This window comes from Actinoplanes sp. NPDC026619, from assembly GCF_040638295.1.
Taxonomy (GTDB): Bacteria; Actinomycetota; Actinomycetes; order Mycobacteriales; family Micromonosporaceae; genus Actinoplanes.
The window spans coordinates 16,097-31,921 of sequence record NZ_JBEZYA010000015.1; the positions used below are offsets into that span (position 1 = coordinate 16,097).

Here is a 15,825-nt window from a genome sequence, read left to right on the forward strand (position 1 = left end):
GAACCGATGAAATGCCGAGGCCGTCCGGCGGTTACCGGACGGCCTCCGAAGCACGTCGTGCAGACGGCCCGGGCCGCCGCGTACGCAAGAAGCTGCGTGAGCGGACCGACTCAGGCCGAGGGATCGAGCTGGCGCCGTCAGGCGCTGCGACGCCGCCGGGTGTACCAGACGGAGGCGGCACCGCCGGCCACCATCAGGGCGCCCAGCGAGACGATCAACCCGGTCGGCGCGCCGGTGACCGGAAGCGCGTGACCGGCGCTGACGCCGCCGCCGTAGCTGCTGGTCGGCGTGGGCGTGCCGGTGTCCTGCACGCCCGGCGTGGTGGTGGCCGTGGTCGGCGGGACGGTGTCGACGTTGCCGGACGGCGCGGTGGTGCTCGGGTGTACGGCCGGCGTGGTGGTCGGCGCGGCCGAGCCGTAGCCACCGTGACCGCGGGTGTGGGTCGGGCTGACCGTCCCGTAATGAGTCTTGGTGCGGCTGTCGTCGTCGCTGCTGGGCGTCGCCATGACGACGGGGCGGACGGCGGTGTCGGCCATGGCCGGCGCGGGCGCGGCAGCGAAGGCCAGGGCCGCAGCAACCGCCACGGACGGCAGGCCGGCGATAAGAATTCGGCGAGTTGCACTCATGAGGAGTTTTTCCGTTCTGTTGCGGTATTTCCAGGGTCCGAGGGGCAGCTTAGCCGCAATTGCCCGATTTACCCGTTAACACCCCTCGGCGGGTCAACAACCCGGAAGACCACCGAAACGGTTACTCCGCCACATATGGGACAAAGCGAACATCTTGACTTCGAAACGCGGGTCGGCGGCGAACAGACCGCCGCTGTACGGGGCGTTGAGCTGCACGCTCGCCCCCGAGTCCAGATAGACCGACACCACCGTCCGGCCGCCCCGGCGCTCGGCTCGCATGTCCACCACCCGACTCCACGGCGCCGTGCCCCGGTCGAAGACCGACCGCGTCCGGATCCCGCCGGCACCCAGCTCGGTCCCGGTGAAACGACCCACGAGCAGCCCGACGATCGCCCCCGCCGAGCACGGAAGCACCACCATCAGCGGCCAGAACCAGGCCGGCGGCTCGGCTCGAAAGAGCGCGATGAACAGGGCGAATGTGATTCCCACCACCGCGCTCAGCGCGCCTACATACAAACCACGGCCGAGGGCCTGCTGCCACGTGGGACGGAACGTCGCGGGCGATGCATCTTCCATGCAAGGTGCAACGCGCGAGTCCAAACGTGTGCCGCACCACACGTGCGTCAGACGTACCGTTGGTGTCATGGCACCGAACGAAACCACCCTGCCCACCACCGAGGACGAGTGGCGGGTCCGGCTCAGCCCCGACGAGTTCCGGGTGCTGCGCCAGGCCGGCACCGAGGCCCCCTGGTCGGGGGAGTATGTAGAGACAAAGACCGAGGGTATGTACGCGTGTCGCGCCTGCGGCGCCGAGCTGTACCCCAGCGACTACAAGTTCGACTCGCACTGCGGCTGGCCGTCGTTCGACGACGCCATCCCCGGCGCGGTCAAGGAGATCGAGGACCGCAGCCTCGGCATGCTCCGTGTCGAGATCCGCTGCGCCAAGTGCGACTCGCACCTCGGCCACGTCTTCCGCGGCGAGCACATGACCGACAAGAACACCCGGCACTGCGTGAACAGCCTCTCGATCCGGCTGGACCCGAAGGCCTGAGAAACGAGGCAGCCCGGCGACTTTCCGCCGGGCTGCTGCATTTTTGCTTGGGTACGGAGTCAGACCGCGCGCTCCACATCCTCGACCACGTAGCGCAGGCCGTTGGAAGCCGTCTGCCACCCCGACTCGGACGTCACCACCCAGCTGTCGCCCAGGGCCGGCGCCCGCGTGTCGCCGGCCACCTCGAGGTCTATGCGAGTGCGCAGGATGTGCGTCGCGACCGGCAGGAATGCCTCGTAGACCGCCGCGCCACCCATCACCCACACCTCGCCGCTCAGGTCGACGGCGTGCACGGCGTGCGCCACGTCGGCCCCCGGCGCCGTCCACTGCGGGTCACGCGTCAGCACGACATTGCGGCGACCGGGTAGCGGCCGCACCCGCTCGGGCAGCGAATCCCAGGTGGCGCGGCCCATGACCACGGTCGCGCCCATCGTGCGCTGCTTGAACATGGCCTGCTCCCCCGGCAGCTGCCAGGGGATGCCGCCACCGGCGCCGATCACCCGATCCCGGGCCTCGGCCCAGATCATGTGGACCGTCACGGTGTGCCCACCTCTGGCCTGCCCTTCTGGCCCTCGCCTGCAACGCCGTCCGCCGGTGCGGCCGAGTGCCGCTCGGTGCAGGCGGTCATACCGCCACCGGGGCCCGCAGCGCCGGGTGATGCTGGTAGCCGACGACGGTGAAGTCCTCGTACTTGTAGTCGAAGAGCGAGCCGGCCGGGGCGATCTCCAGCTGCGGGAATTCGTACGCCTTCCGGGACAGCTGCTCGTTCACCTGCTCGACGTGGTTCGAGTAGATGTGGCAGTCGCCGCCGACCCAGACGAAGTCGCCCGGCGTGAGCCCCACCTGCGCCGCCACCATGCGGGTGAGCAGCGCGTAGCTGGCGATGTTGAACGGCACGCCGAGGAACAGGTCGGCGCTGCGCTGGTAGAGCTGGCAGCTCAGCTTGCCGTCGGCCACGTAGAACTGGAACATCGCGTGGCACGGCGCGAGGGCCATCGCCGGCAGGTCGGCCACGTTCCACGCCGAGACGATCATGCGGCGGGAGTCGGGGTCTTTGCGCAGCGTCTCCAGCACCGAGGTGATCTGGTCGGCGTGCCCGCCGTCCGGGGTCGGCCACGACCGCCACTGGACGCCGTAGACGGGGCCGAGCTCACCCTGTGCGTCGGCCCACTCGTCCCAGATGGTGACGCCCTGGTCGCGCATCCAGCCGACGTTGCTGTCGCCACGCAGGAACCAGAGCAGCTCGACGGCCACCGACTTGAAGTGCACCCGCTTCGTGGTGACCAGCGGGAAGCCCTGCGAGAGGTCGTAGCGCAGCCGCTCACCGAACAGGCTCACCGTCCCGGTGCCGGTGCGGTCGCTCTTCGGGGTTCCGGTGTTCAGGACGCGGCGCAGCAGGTCCTCGTACTGGGTGTCGACAGCCATGGCAGCCAAAATAGCCCACGACGAGGGCCTGGGCTCCGCCGGCGCCGCCCCGGTGGCAAGGAGGCGACGGCGGCGGAGTGTCTTCCTGTTCAGCTGGCCCAGGACTCGGCCATCTGCGGGATCTGCTGGTTCATCGCGTTGAGATCCTGCTGCGCGGTCGCGGTCGCGCTGGCCGGCGTGGCGACGGTGAACCCGAGCTCGGCGCCGATCTGCTGCCAGCGCTCGTAGAGCACCTGGTCGATCAGAACGGCCCGAATGTCCTGATGCGCCGCCCGAAGCTCATCCACCGCCGCCTCGTACCGCGCGACACGCTTGTGCAGGTCCGAGGTTTCGTACATGGTCATGCTGCCAGATTAGCCATAAGTGAGACTTTCTCCGGCTTTTTCGCTTTTGTCGACGAGCAAACCCGCTACAGCCGAAGCTCGCTGCCGTGCGGGCCGACCGCGTCCGCGTGCTCGTCGTCCAGCCACACGCCGTCCTCGGCCAGGTAGCGGAACGAGTACTGCCCCGGACCCAGCGGGACGCTCACCGTACGGGTGCCGTCGCGGCGCTGCTTGAGCTCGTGTGTGCCGGGCTCCCAGCCGTTGAACGTGCCCACCACACTGACCCGCCCGGCCGGCACGTCGCCGGGCAGGCAGAAGGTCACCCGCGTCTTGTTGCCGAACAGCCTGCTCTTCTTGATCATGACGACCTCCACAGATCAGGTCTTCATCCGTACAACGTCCGGCCGCGGCGCGGGCGACAACGCGCCGAATACCATTCGTTACATGCACCCTGAGCCGCGCGACGATCTTCGCTCCGCCTCGTTCATCGATCTCGACACGACGACCCTCTACGGCATCCTGAGGCTGCGCAGCGAGGTGTTCGTGGTCGAGCAGGAGTGCGTCTATCCCGACCTCGACGGGCGCGACAACGAGCCGGGGACGCGGCATGTCTGGTTCGAGCGGGACGGCGAGATCCGGGCCTACCTGCGGATCCTGCACGACGGCGAGGGCATGCGGATCGGGCGGGTCGTGACCGCGCCCAAGGCCCGGGGCCTGGGACTGGCCGGGCGGCTGGTCGAGGAGGCGCTGACGATCATCGGGAAGCGGCCGAGCGTCCTCGACGCCCAGGCCTACCTGGCGGAGTTCTACGCGAAGTTCGGCTACCAGCCGACCGGCCCGGAATTCATCGAGGACGGCATCCCGCACATCCCGATGAGCCGGCCGGCCGACTGAAACGCGGCCTTACGGCAGGGCGGCGACGATCTCGCTGAGCGAGCGGCGGCGGCCCGTGTAGAACGGGACCTCCTCACGGGTGTGCCGGCGGGCCTCGGCGGCACGCAGCTCGCGCATCAGGTCGACGATGCGGTGCAGCTCGTCGGCCTCGAAGGCCAGCAGCCACTCGTAGTCGCCCAGCGCGAAGGACGAGACCGTGTTCGCCCGGACGTCGGGGAACGGGCGGGCCATCCGGCCGTGCTCGGCCAGCATCTGCCGGCGCTCCGCGTCGGGCAGGAGGTACCACTCGTAGGAGCGCACGAACGGATAGACGCAGAGGTACTTGTGCGCCTCCTCGCCGGACAGGAAGGCCGGCAGGTGGCTCTTGTTGAACTCGGCCGGGCGGTGCAGGCCCATCTGCGACCAGACCGGGCTCAGGTGCCGGCCGAAAGCCGTGCGGCGGAACAAGCCGTACGCGTCCTGCAGGGCGTCCGACGAGGCCGAGTGCCACCAGACCAGCACGTCGGCGTCGGCACGCAGGCCGGAGACGTCGTACGTCCCGCGGATCGTCACGTCCTTGCCGGCCAGCTGCTCGAAGAGGGTGTCCACCTCGGTGGCCAGGTCCTCGCGCATCGCCGGCAGCGGGGTTTCCGCCTTGAACACCGACCACATCGTGTAGCGGATCGTCGCGTTCAGCTCGTTGATCCGGGTGGCGTTCGACTGGGTCTCGTCGCTCATCTTCTATTCCTCCAGGGACTTGCTGACGTCTTCGGCGGCCCGCTCGCCGCTCGCCACGCAGGCGGGGATGCCGACGCCGTCGAAGGCGGCGCCGGCCAGGGCCAGGCCGGGCGGCAGTTGCTGCCGGGCGAAGGCCACCCGGTCGCGGTGGCCGGGGGTGTACTGCGGGAGGCCGCCGCCCCACCGCTGGATCCAGGACGCGACCGGCGCCGGCAGGTCGGCGCCGATCAGCTCGCCGAGCTCGTGCCGGGCCCGGTCGAGCAGGTCGTCGTCGGTCAGCTGCAGGCGGTCCTGCTCGCCGTGCCGGCCCAGCGAGGCGCGCACGATCACCGCGTCTTTCTCGCCGCCCAGGTGCGGCCACTTGCGGGTGAAGAACGTGGCCGCCTTGACCAGGGTCCCCTCGCTCGGGGGGACCAGGAAGCCGGACAGCTCCGGCAGCGGCGTGCCGGGCGGCAGGGCCATCGCGGCCAGGGCCACGCTCGCGTAGTCGAGCACGCCGACCGCCTCGGCCGCCTCCGCGGACACCGCGGCGAGCAGGCGGGACGCGGGCTTGGCCGGCACCGCCAGGACGACCGCGTCGACGTCGTCGGTCTGCGGCGCCGGAACCGGGCCGAGCAGCAACCGCCAGCCGTGCGTGGTGCGGGACAGATCGCGCACCGGCAGGCCCAGGCTGATCCGGGCGCCACTGGCGGCGGCGGCCGCGGCGACGAGCCGGCTCATGCCCCCGTCGACGGCGGTGAACACCGGGGCGGCCGGCCGGGTGCGGGCCGACTGCGCGGCCCGCACCGCGGCCTGCAGGGTGTGCTCGACCCGGGCGGTCGCGGCCAGCTGCGGCATCGTGACCTCGAGGGACAGCCGATCGGCGCGACCGGCGTAGACGCCGCCGAGCATCGGGTCGACCAGGCGGTCGACGACCTCTTCGCCGTAGCGCGCGCGGACCAGCTCGCCCACCGCGATGTCCGCGCCGGCGGCCAGCAGCGGGCGGCCCTCGTCGCGGTCGGCGCCGGTCACATGGGCGACGTCGCCGAGCTTGGTGAGGTCGCCGGGCACGCCGACGAGCGTGCCGGCGGGGATCGGGGTGAGCCGGCCGGTGATGGACAGCGCGGCCGGCACGGTGGCCGGGTGCACCAGGGCGTCGCCGAGGCCGAGGTGCCGCGCGAAGGCGACAGCCGGCGAGTCGCCACCGGGACCGGAGGTCAGGAAGGATTCGGCGCCACGCTCGACCGGCAGGCCGGCCAGCTCGCCGGTGCGCAGCTTGCCACCGAGGACGCCACCCTGCTCGTACACAATGATCTCGGTGCCCGGCGGGGTCAGATCCCGCAGGCGCACCGCGGCGGCGAGCCCGGCGATGCCGCCGCCGATGACCGCAACCCGCTTACGCACGTTGTCAACCCTCCCAGGTCGCGCACCGCGGTGGCCACCGGGGTCGGTCGTTGTGTCTCCCACGCCGGCCCACCCTGTTCGGGAAAAGGCCGCCGCGGGAGGGCCGAAAGTCCCGCTCAGCGTGCCGAAACTCGGTGCACCAACTCGACCAGCCGGGTCAGCATGTCGGGATTCGTCTCCGGCATGACGCCGTGGCCGAGGTTGAAGACGTGGCCGGGAGCGGCCCGGCCCTCGTCGAGCACCCGGCGGGCCTCCCGCGCGACGACCTCCCACGGCGCGAAGAGGACGGCCGGGTCGAGGTTGCCCTGCACCGAACGGTCCGGGCCGATGAGCTTGGTGGCCTGGTCGAGCGGGGTGCGCCAGTCGACGCCGACGACGTCCGCGCCGGCCTCGCCGATCGCGCCGAGCAGCACGCCGGTGCCGACGCCGAAGTGGATGCGCGGCACGCCCGCGCCGGCCAGGCCGGCCAGCACCCGGGCCGAGTGCGGCATCACGAACTCGCGGTAGTCGGCCTCGGACAGCGCGCCGGCCCACGAGTCGAACAGCTGGACCGCGCTGACCCCGGCGTCGATCTGGACCTGCAGGAAGGTCAGGGTGCTCTCGGCGAGACGGGCCAGCAGCGCGTGCCAGAGCTGCGGATCGCCGTACATCATCGCCTTGGTCTTGAGGTAGGTCCGCGACGGGCCGCCCTCGATCAGGTAGCTGGCCAGGGTGAAGGGCGCCCCGGCGAAACCGATCAGCGGGGTGCTCCCGAGCTCGCCGACGAGCAGGCGCACCGACTCGGCGACGAAGTCGACGTCCGGCGGAGTGAGCGGACGCAGCCGGGCGAGGTCGGTCTCGGTGCGGATCGGCTCGGCCATCACCGGGCCGGTGCCGGGCACGATGTCCAGATCGACGCCGGCCGCGGCCAGCGGCACCACGATGTCGCTGTAGAGGACGGCGGCGTCGACGTGGTGCCGGCGGACCGGCTGCAGGGTGATCTCGGTGACCAGATCCGGCCGGCGACAGGAATCGAGCATCGCGATGCCCTCGCGGATCTTGTGGTACTCGGGCAGCGAACGCCCGGCCTGCCGCATGAACCAGACCGGGGTGTGCGGCACCTCTTGGCCGCGACAGGCCCGCACGAAAGGCGAATCGTTCAGGGTCACCGATCAATCATCGCCGTTGGTCCGCTCGAGGGCGGTGGCGGGGTGGCCGACGGATTGCGGCGCGGCGATCGACGACGGACACCGGTGATCGGCATAGGCTTCGGGCATGGCGACTCCCTCCGCTCCCCCCGAGGCGTTCACCCGCGCCGTCGCCGGGTTGCGGGCGGCCGCGCCCCGGCCGGAGATCCTCCTCGAGGAGATCGCCGCGCCGCAGCGGCTCGCGGCGTACGCGTTCGCGGTCAGCGCCACGGTGCTCCGCGACGGCGACGAAGTGGCCAGTGGCCGGCTGATCCTGCTGCACGAGCCGGCCGGGCACGATTCGTGGCGCGGCGACCTTCGTCTGGTCACCCTGGTCACGGTCGAGCTCGAGTCCGACATGGCGGGCGACCCACTGCTGCCCGCGGTGGCCTGGACCTGGCTGACCGACGCGCTCGACCAGCACGACGCCGCCTACACCGCGATCGGCGGCACGATCACGCAGACCGCGTCGACCCGGTTCGGCGAGCTGGCCGGCCCGGTGCCGACCGCCGACCTCGAGGTGCGTGCCTCGTGGACGCCGACCTCGCAGGACACGTCGGCACACCTGCTCGGCTGGTGCGCGATGCTGGCGTCGACCGTGGGGCTCCCGCCGCCCGGGGTGACGTCCCTCTCGGAACGCCACCGGGTCGGCTGAAACCTCAGCAGATGTTCGTGAACGTCGTGCAGGCCGTCTTGATCGGGATGGCCAGGCCGATACCCTCGGCGTCCTTGGCCTTCGCCGTGGCCAGTCCGACCACCTGATTGCTCGCGTTGACCACCGGGCCACCCGAGTTGCCCGGATTGATCGGGGCGTCGAACTGGATCGTCGGCCCGTCCGGGTCGGACGGGCGATAGGCGCTGATCACGCCGGTCGTGACGGTGTCGTCGAGGCCGAGCGGCGCGCCCACGACCACCACCTGCTGACCCGGCTTGACCTGCGCGGCCGCCGTGGTCAGGCCGGCAATGTCCTGGTCGGCGCTCAGCAGGGCCAGGTCCTTGCCCTTGTTGACCTTCACGATCTTGGCGTTGATCTTCGTGCTGCCGCGTTCCAGCGTGACCGACCGGCCGCCGCCGGTGTAGAGCTCGGCGACCACGTGATAGTTCGTGAACAGGTTCGACTGGCCGTTCTGCGCCTTCGAGCCGACCGAGAACGCGGTGCCGGTGAAATCGCCGGCCCGCACCCGGAACACGCTGGGCAGCACCTTCGAGGAAACCGCCTCCGGGTCGAACACCCCGGCCAGTTCCTTCTCCAGCTTGTCGGTACGGGTCTGCTCGGCGGCGATGACCGAATGCAGCGAGGCGTTGTCGTGATTCATCGTCTCGATCCGGTACGCCTGCCAGCCGGCGACGCCGAGCAGGATGCCCACTGCCCCCGCCACCAGCGGTTTCGCCCTGCCCCGGGCACCCGATCGAGGGGCCGGCGGAGGCGCCTCGTCCACCCAGCGTTGCTGCTCGGGCACTCCCGGCTGATGTTGCGCCACCGGGTCCGGCCAGGCCGGCGCCGAATATTGTTGCTGCTGAAATTGCGGTTCCTGATATGTGGGCTCGGCATACCGGCGCGGCTCGCGTTCCCACCCGTCGGAGGACCAGGCCGGCTCCTCGGCGCGGCGCCGACCGTCGTATCGGTGCTGGTCCGTGCCGTCGGCAGGGATGAACGGGTCGTACGTCGTGGTCATCCGGCACGGCCTCCCGGGTCTCGGCGCTGCGGGGAGTAGTACGCAGAAAACGTCGTTGCGGATGAGTCCGGTTCGATCGAGAACCGACGCGCCGGTACCCGGCTGCATGTCGCCGGGGTGGTGCACCCGTACGGTTACGGATGTGACCGACGAAGCACCCCTGCGCCGTCGGGACGAGCCAGAGCCTGCAGGGGACGGACGACCGCTCCCCGAGCCGCCCGACCCGACGTCTGGCGGTCCCGCGCCCCTGCCCGCCGCCGTTCCGCTGACCGCCCCTCGCGAGGGCACCCCCCGGCCTGTCGAAACCGACACCGAGATGGCCGAGGTGGTGGCCCGGATGGCGGCCGGCACCGGCCCCGTCGCGGTGGACGCCGAGCGGGCTTCCGGCTACCGCTACACCCAGCGCGCCTACCTGGTGCAGTTGCGCCGGGCCGGCGCCGGCACCGTGTTGATCGACCCAATGCCGCTCGACGACCTGCGCACCCTCGACGCCGCGCTGGCCGAGAGCGAGTGGGTGCTGCATGCCGCCAGCCAGGACCTCGCCTGTCTGGCCGAGCTCAACCTCAAACCGCGCCGGCTGTTCGACACCGAGCTGGCCGCCCGGCTGGCCGGCTTCGAGCGGGTCGGCCTGGCCGCGCTCACCGAGCAGTTGCTCGGCTTCTCGCTGGAGAAACACCACTCGGCGGCGGACTGGTCGACCCGGCCGCTGCCCGAGTCGTGGCTGACCTACGCGGCGCTCGATGTCGAACTGCTCACCGACCTGCGTGACCTGCTGGCCGCCGAGCTGGAGCGGCAGGGCAAGTCGGCGTGGGCGGCCGAGGAGTTCGCGGCCCTGGTGGCGAGCGCCGACCGGCCGCCCAAGGTGCGGCCCGACCCCTGGCGCCGCACGTCGGGAATACACCGAGTGCGTGGCGCTCGCGCCCAGTCGCGGGTCCGCGCTCTGTGGTACGCCCGGGACGGCGTGGCCAGCCGCCGCGACTCGGCCCCCGGCCGGGTGCTGCCCGACTCGGCGATCGTGGCCGCGGCCGAGCAGGACCCGAAGGACGAGCGCGCCCTGCTCGCCATTCCGGGCTTCGGTGGCCGTTCGGTCCGCCGCCTGGCCCGGGTCTGGCTGGACGCCCTCGACGAGGCCCGGTCCCTGCCGGACGACGCCCTGCCGATCAATCAGCCGATGGACGGCCCGCCGCCACCGCATCGCTGGGCGGAGCGCGACCCGGTCGCGGCCGCCCGCCTGGCCCGCTGCCGCCAGGTGGTGGTCGGCACGGCCGAGGCCAACAACCTCCCCCCGGAAAACCTGATCAGCCCGGATTACATCCGCCGGCTGGCCTGGTCACCCCCGGACGAGGTCAGCTCGCAGACGGTGGGCGACACCCTGCGCGGCTTCGGCGCCCGCAACTGGCAGGTAGGCCTGCTGGCCGACCAGCTCGCCGACGCCCTCCCGGAGCCGGCACCGACGACCTGAGAGACCGGCCGGGCGTGGAACCGCCCGGCCGGAACCGGTCAATTCGAGCCGCCGAGCCAGACCATCCGCCCGCCGGAGCTGTCCTTGCCGCATCGTGCGCACTGTTGGTAGAAAGCGCCGTCTTCGGTGGTCCGCCGAACCCACCGATGCCACCCGAGACGGCAACTGATCGGCTTGCCCATGGGATGACGCTATGCCCCATAAAGATCGATAGCCTCAGCCGTTCGGTTTTGTGGGTTGAGGGCGACCACTCACGCAGAATGAAGGGCAGGGCCAGCGCAGCTGGGCCCCGCCCGGCCTCGGCGGGAGCTGCGGTCCGCACCCACCACCAAGGCACGACATCCTGAATTTGATCTTGTTTTCGATCGGCCCGGAAACATCGCTGTGACATTGCAAGGGTCCTCTGGCACCCGTTAGTTACCGACGAGTAGCATTCTCTGCACCAGAAAAAATGCCCAAGGAGACTCTCGTGCCCCGTGAAGTACGTGAGGTCGTCTTCGTCGACGGCGTCCGCACCCCGTTCGGCAAGGCGGGTGGCATGTATGCCGAGACCCGCGCCGATGACCTGGTCATTCGCTGCATCCGCGAGCTGATGCGGCGCAACCCCCAGCTTCCGCCCGAGCGGGTGGACGAGGTCGCGATCGCGGCCACCACGCAGATCGGCGACCAGGGCCTGACGATCGGCCGCACGGCCGCGCTGCTTTCCGGCCTGCCCAAGACCGTCCCCGGCTACTCGATCGACCGCATGTGCGCGGGCGCGATGACCGCGGTGACCAACGTGGCCGGCGGCATCGCGATGGGCGCCTACGACATCGCGATCGCGGGCGGTGTCGAGCACATGGGCCGGCACCCGATGGGTGAAGGCGTCGACCCCAACCCGCGCATCCTCGCCGAGAAGCTGGTCGACCCGTCCGCGCTGGTGATGGGCTCGACGGCGGAAAATCTGCACGACCGCCTGCCGGCGATCACCAAGGAGCGGGTCGACCGCTACGGCCTCAACAGCCAGATCAAGACGGCCAAGGCGTACGCCGATGGCAAGCTCCAGGGCGACCTGGTGCCGGTCGCGATCCGCAGCGTCGAGCAGGGCTGGGGCCTCGCGACCGTCGACGAGGCGCCCCGCGAGACCTCGATGGAGAAGCTCGCCACGCTGAAGACGCCGTTCCGCCCGCACGGCCGGGTCACCGCGGGCAACGCGGCCGGCCTCAACGACGGCGCGACCGCGGCGCTGCTGGCCGACGAGGCCACCGCCCGTGAGCTGGGCCTGCCGGTCGCCATGCGGATGGTGTCGTTCGGCTTCGTGGGCGTCGAGCCGGAGATCATGGGTTACGGCCCGATCCCGTCCACCGAGAAGGCCCTCAAGAAGGCCGGCCTGACGATCGACGACATCGGCCTGTTCGAGCTGAACGAGGCGTTCGCGGTGCAGGTGCTCGCGTTCCTCGACCACTACGGCATCGCCGAGGACGACCCGCGGGTCAACCCGTGGGGCGGCGCGATCGCCATCGGTCACCCGCTCGCCTCCTCGGGCGTGCGGCTGATGACCCAGCTCGCGCGGCACTTCGCCGAGCACCCGGAGGTCCGTTACGGCCTCAACGCCATGTGCATCGGCATCGGCATGGGCGGCACCGTTATCTGGGAGAACCCGAACTGGGAAGGCGCCGACAAGTGACGATCGAGCACCCGAATGAGGTAGTAACCAAGGCAATCGTTCGGTTTGTCAGCGTTCCTGGTCTGGCGAAGCAGGCCGCGCTGATCACGCTGGACAATGGGTTCGACTACAAGAAGCCGAACAGCTTCGGCCCAGGTGGGCTGGCGTCGCTGGATGCCGCCATCACCGCGGCCGCGGCGGAGGACCCGGCCTTCATCGCGATCACCGGCAAGCCGTACATCTTCTGCGTCGGCGCCGACATCACCGGCATTCCGTTCCTCACCTCGCGGGAGCAGGCCCTCGAGCTCGGCGAGCTCGGGCACCGCGTTTTCGCCCGGCTGAAGAACTCCGCGATTCCGACTTTTGCGTTTATCAACGGCGCTGCTCTCGGTGGCGGCCTCGAGGTGGCGCTGCACTGCCACTACCGCACGGTCTCCACCGGCGCGGCCGCCCTCGGCCTGCCCGAGGTCGCGATCGGCCTGGTCCCGGGCTGGGGCGGTTCACAGCTGCTCCCCAACCTGATCGGCGCCCCCGGTGCCGCCCAGGTGATCCTGCAGAACCCGCTCACCCAGAAGGTGCTCCGGCCCAAGCAGGCCCGCGAGCTGGGCGTGGCCGACGAGCTCTTCGAGGCGGCCGACTTCCTGGAGTCGTCGCTCCTGTGGGCGGCGGCGGTCGTGAGCGGCCGGCAGACGGTCGAGCGGCCCGAGGTCGACAAGGACATGTGGGACGGCGTGCTGTTCTTCGCCAAGCAGCAGCTCGACGCGCGGCTGCACGGCGCGGTCCCGTCCGCCAACCAGGCCCTCGAGCTGCTCGCGCTGGCCAAGGACGCGACGTTCGAGGACGGCACCGCGGCCGAGACCCAGGCCCTCGCCGACCTGATCATGGGTGACGAGTCCCGCGCCTCGCTCTACGCGTTCGACCTGGTGCAGCGGCGGGCCAAGCGGCCGGTCGGCGTGCCCGACAAGTCGCTCGCCCGCAAGGTCACCAAGGTCGGCATCATCGGCGCCGGCCTGATGGCCTCCCAGCTCGCCCTGCTCTTCGCCCGCCGCCTCCAGGTGCCGGTCGTGCTGACCGACCTCGACCAGGAGCGGGTGGACAAGGGCGTCGGCTACGTCCTCGGCCAGATCGACAAGACCGTGTCGAAGGGGCGGATGGACGAGGGCACCGCGGCCAAGCTGCGCGGCCTGGTCTCCGGTTCGGTCGACAAGTCGGTCTTCGCGGATGCTGACTTCGTGATCGAGGCGGTCTTCGAGAACCTCGACCTCAAGAAGCAGATCTGGGCCGAGCTGGAAAAGATCGTGACGCCGGAGGCGATCCTCGCCACCAACACGTCGTCGCTGTCGATCACCGAGATGGCCGCCGACCTCGAGCACCCCGAGCGGCTCGTCGGCTTCCACTTCTTCAACCCGGTCGCGGTCCTCCCGCTCCTCGAGATCATCAAGGGCGAGAAGACCGACGACGCGACGCTGGCCACCGCGTTCGCCGTGGGCCGCGAGCTGAAGAAGTCGTCGGTGCTGGTCAAGGACGCGCCCGCGTTCGTGGTCAACCGGGTGCTCACCCGCTTCACCAGCGAGGTCTTCAAGGCGGTCGACGCCGGCACCCCGCTCGACGTGGTCGACTCCGCGTTCGACCCGCTGGGCCTGCCGATGCGGCCGATCGCGCTGCTCCAGCTGGTCGGCCCGGCCGTCGCCTACCACGTGGGCGAGACGCTGCACGAGGCGTTCCCTTCTCGGTTCGTCGACTCGCCGAATCTCAAGAAGATCGTCGACGCCGGCCTCCCGCTGATGGACGACGACGAGATCAACCCCGAGGTGGCCAAGCTGGTCGGGGGCGGTTCCGCTCCGCTGACTGCCGATGAGGTACGCGGTAAAGCACTCGAAGCCCTGGCCGAAGAGATCCGCCTCATGCTCGACGAGGGTGTGGTCGCCGAGGCGCAGGACATCGACCTGTGCATGGTGCTCGGCGCCGGCTGGCCGATGCACCTGGGTGGGGTCACGCCGTACCTGGACCGCAGCGGCATCGCCGAGAAGGTGACCGGCAAGCGCTTCCTGCCCAAGGGCGTCGGCAGCCTGCCCGCCTGAGATCCCCTTCACGTTCGAGTCGGATCGACGACGCCCCGCACCGCTCGGTGCGGGGCGTTGTCGTAATCGCTGCGGGTTTGTCCGGTCGGGTGTGATCACCAACCCGGATAGGGGGCCTGCCCGGCTGGCGCAGGGCCGATAGGCTGCCGGACGGGAAACCCGATCGATGGAGCTTTGATGTCGCAGCCTCCGCAGCCACCGAACTACGGTCAGCCGTCCTCCGGACAGCCCTACAACGGCCAGCCTTCTTCCGGTCAGCCCTACCAGGGCGGCCAGCAGCCGCAGCCGCCGCAGTACGGGCAGCCCCAATACGGCCAGCCGCAGTACGGGCAGCCACAGTACGGGGGCCAGCCCAACCCTGACGTGCCCACCTCGGTGCCGCCGCAGCCGTCGTACCCGCCGACCCAGTCGTACCCGACGTCGGGCCAGCCGGATTACGGCCAGCAGCCCCCGGCGTACGGTCAGCCTCAGCAGCCGGCCTACGGCCAGGGCGAGTACGGCCAGCAGCCGCCTCAGTACGGCACCCCGGGCCAGTTCGGTCAGCCCGGCTTCCCGCCGCCCACGCCGCCGAAGAAGAAGTCCAAGGCGCTGCCGATCGTCCTGGTGTCGGTCGCGATCGTGCTGGTGCTCTGCATCGGTGGCGTGGTGGCGGTCTTCATGGTCGGCAAGGACAAGGTCGACGACATCAACGACCAGCTTGCCGACGCGACGGCCAACCCGACCGCGACGGCCGGCAGCACGACCGGGCCCACCAAGGCGGCCTCGACCATCAAGATCGTCGAGCCGGCCACGCTGGGCGGTCGCCCGAAGCTGACCGACCCGCAGTTCGCCGCCGTCGCCAAGGAGCTGAAGGACGGCCTCGCGTCGGTCCCGTCGGCCACCAACACGGTCGGCTCGCTCTACGGCACGGTCGAGAAGCAGGACATCGTCATCGTGGTGGCCGCCGAGGCCCCGATCGACGACCCGGCCACCGAGCTCAACCAGACCTTCATGGGCGCCGGCGTCGGCGGCCTGAAAATCACCAACATCAGCGACGCCCCGACCGGCTCACTGGGTGGCACCGCGAAATGCGGCAGCGCCGAGACCTCCGGCATCAACATGGCGATCTGCTCCTGGGCCGACGACGGCAGCCTCGGCATGGTCATGTGGTACTTCAAGTCGGTGAGCAAGGCCAAGGTCGAGTTCCCCAAGCTGAGGGCCCAGATCGAAAAGAAGAGCTAGACGCGTCAAATCGACACGCCGTTCGCGGCGGTCACGAGATCACAACGCCTCCGGCACGGACCTGTCACGGTTCCGGGCCGGGGGCGTTCTCGTAATCCACAGCAGTCAGGATGACTCGGTCCCGAGCCCGACCCCCCGACTGGCTGAGGAGCGAT

General features: G+C 70.5%; 17 protein-coding genes. 7 read left to right on the forward strand and 10 right to left on the reverse strand.

All coding sequences use genetic code 11. From position 1 onward, the window contains the following. Positions 1 to 137 precede the first annotated feature (137 nt). Together AB0E90_RS29220 and AB0E90_RS29225 are read right to left on the reverse strand one after the other, a co-directional pair. Positions 138 to 626 (reverse strand): LPXTG cell wall anchor domain-containing protein, encoded by a 489-nt coding sequence (locus AB0E90_RS29220; protein WP_360412633.1) that lies wholly within the window; start codon positions 624 to 626, stop codon positions 138 to 140. Positions 627 to 719: 93 nt separating this feature from the next. Next, a complete protein-coding gene (locus AB0E90_RS29225; protein ID WP_360412636.1) occupies positions 720 to 1,202 on the reverse strand; it encodes a hypothetical protein in 483 nt (160 codons plus the stop codon). A gap of 67 nt (positions 1,203 to 1,269) precedes the next feature. On the opposite strand from AB0E90_RS29225, the gene msrB reads away from it, so the two are divergent. Then, positions 1,270 to 1,677: a peptide-methionine (R)-S-oxide reductase MsrB gene (gene msrB / locus AB0E90_RS29230; RefSeq protein ID WP_360412639.1), complete on the forward strand. Its 408-nt coding sequence runs from the start codon at positions 1,270 to 1,272 to the stop codon at positions 1,675 to 1,677. Positions 1,678 to 1,736: 59 nt separating this feature from the next. Here the strand turns inward: msrB and AB0E90_RS29235 are convergent, their stop codons facing one another. The 4 genes from AB0E90_RS29235 to AB0E90_RS29250 form a co-directional block, all read right to left on the reverse strand. After that, positions 1,737 to 2,216, reverse strand: coding sequence for a dihydrofolate reductase (locus tag AB0E90_RS29235; protein ID WP_360412642.1), 480 nt, complete (start codon positions 2,214 to 2,216; stop codon positions 1,737 to 1,739). 85 nt (positions 2,217 to 2,301) lie between these two features. Then, the gene (locus tag AB0E90_RS29240) at positions 2,302 to 3,102 is read right to left on the reverse strand and encodes a thymidylate synthase (protein ID WP_360412645.1); all 801 of its coding nucleotides are present in this window, start codon (positions 3,100 to 3,102) and stop codon (positions 2,302 to 2,304) included. An 89-nt stretch (positions 3,103 to 3,191) separates the two neighbouring features. Next, on the reverse strand, positions 3,192 to 3,446 hold the full coding sequence (locus tag AB0E90_RS29245) for a hypothetical protein (protein WP_360412648.1): 255 nt from the start codon (positions 3,444 to 3,446) through the stop codon (positions 3,192 to 3,194). Between the two features lie 65 nt (positions 3,447 to 3,511). Continuing rightward, positions 3,512 to 3,787, reverse strand: coding sequence for an isoamylase early set domain-containing protein (locus AB0E90_RS29250; protein WP_360412651.1), 276 nt, complete (start codon positions 3,785 to 3,787; stop codon positions 3,512 to 3,514). A gap of 82 nt (positions 3,788 to 3,869) precedes the next feature. Between AB0E90_RS29250 and AB0E90_RS29255 the strand changes: the two genes are divergently transcribed. Next, entirely contained in the window at positions 3,870 to 4,319 is a 450-nt protein-coding gene (locus AB0E90_RS29255) for a GNAT family N-acetyltransferase (RefSeq protein WP_360412654.1), read from the forward strand. 9 nt (positions 4,320 to 4,328) lie between these two features. On the opposite strand, the gene hemQ is transcribed toward AB0E90_RS29255, so the two are convergent. From hemQ to hemE, 3 genes are all read right to left on the reverse strand, one after another. Further along, complete coding sequence (hemQ, locus tag AB0E90_RS29260) at positions 4,329 to 5,036, reverse strand: hydrogen peroxide-dependent heme synthase (protein ID WP_360412657.1); 708 nt, start codon at positions 5,034 to 5,036, stop codon at positions 4,329 to 4,331. A gap of 3 nt (positions 5,037 to 5,039) precedes the next feature. After that, entirely contained in the window at positions 5,040 to 6,419 is a 1,380-nt protein-coding gene (gene hemG, locus AB0E90_RS29265; RefSeq protein ID WP_360412660.1) for a protoporphyrinogen oxidase, read from the reverse strand. 116 nt (positions 6,420 to 6,535) lie between these two features. After that, positions 6,536 to 7,567, reverse strand: coding sequence for a uroporphyrinogen decarboxylase (gene hemE / locus AB0E90_RS29270; RefSeq protein WP_360412663.1), 1,032 nt, complete (start codon positions 7,565 to 7,567; stop codon positions 6,536 to 6,538). 106 nt (positions 7,568 to 7,673) lie between these two features. Here hemE and AB0E90_RS29275 point away from each other — a divergent pair, with 106 nt between their 5' ends. Continuing rightward, positions 7,674 to 8,240 carry a DUF3000 domain-containing protein gene (locus AB0E90_RS29275; RefSeq protein ID WP_360412666.1) on the forward strand — a complete coding sequence of 189 codons (567 nt, stop codon included), beginning with the start codon at positions 7,674 to 7,676 and terminating at the stop codon, positions 8,238 to 8,240. Positions 8,241 to 8,244: 4 nt separating this feature from the next. Here the strand turns inward: AB0E90_RS29275 and AB0E90_RS29280 are convergent, their stop codons facing one another. Next, positions 8,245 to 9,261: a trypsin-like peptidase domain-containing protein gene (locus AB0E90_RS29280; protein WP_360412669.1), complete on the reverse strand. Its 1,017-nt coding sequence runs from the start codon at positions 9,259 to 9,261 to the stop codon at positions 8,245 to 8,247. A gap of 247 nt (positions 9,262 to 9,508) precedes the next feature. Here AB0E90_RS29280 and AB0E90_RS29285 point away from each other — a divergent pair, with 247 nt between their 5' ends. The 4 genes from AB0E90_RS29285 to AB0E90_RS29300 all read left to right on the forward strand — a co-directional run bounded on the left by AB0E90_RS29285 (position 9,509) and on the right by AB0E90_RS29300 (position 15,670). Beyond that, on the forward strand, positions 9,509 to 10,723 hold the full coding sequence (locus AB0E90_RS29285) for a ribonuclease D (RefSeq protein ID WP_360413354.1): 1,215 nt from the start codon (positions 9,509 to 9,511) through the stop codon (positions 10,721 to 10,723). A 469-nt stretch (positions 10,724 to 11,192) separates the two neighbouring features. Next, the gene (locus AB0E90_RS29290) at positions 11,193 to 12,389 is read left to right on the forward strand and encodes a thiolase family protein (protein WP_360412672.1); all 1,197 of its coding nucleotides are present in this window, start codon (positions 11,193 to 11,195) and stop codon (positions 12,387 to 12,389) included. Further along, on the forward strand, positions 12,386 to 14,449 hold the full coding sequence (locus tag AB0E90_RS29295; protein ID WP_360412675.1) for a 3-hydroxyacyl-CoA dehydrogenase NAD-binding domain-containing protein: 2,064 nt from the start codon (positions 12,386 to 12,388) through the stop codon (positions 14,447 to 14,449). Before AB0E90_RS29290 ends, AB0E90_RS29295 begins: the two co-directional genes overlap by 4 nt. Before the next feature lie 177 nt (positions 14,450 to 14,626). After that, on the forward strand, positions 14,627 to 15,670 hold the full coding sequence (locus AB0E90_RS29300) for a hypothetical protein (RefSeq protein WP_360412678.1): 1,044 nt from the start codon (positions 14,627 to 14,629) through the stop codon (positions 15,668 to 15,670). The last annotated feature ends 155 nt before the right edge of the window (positions 15,671 to 15,825 follow it).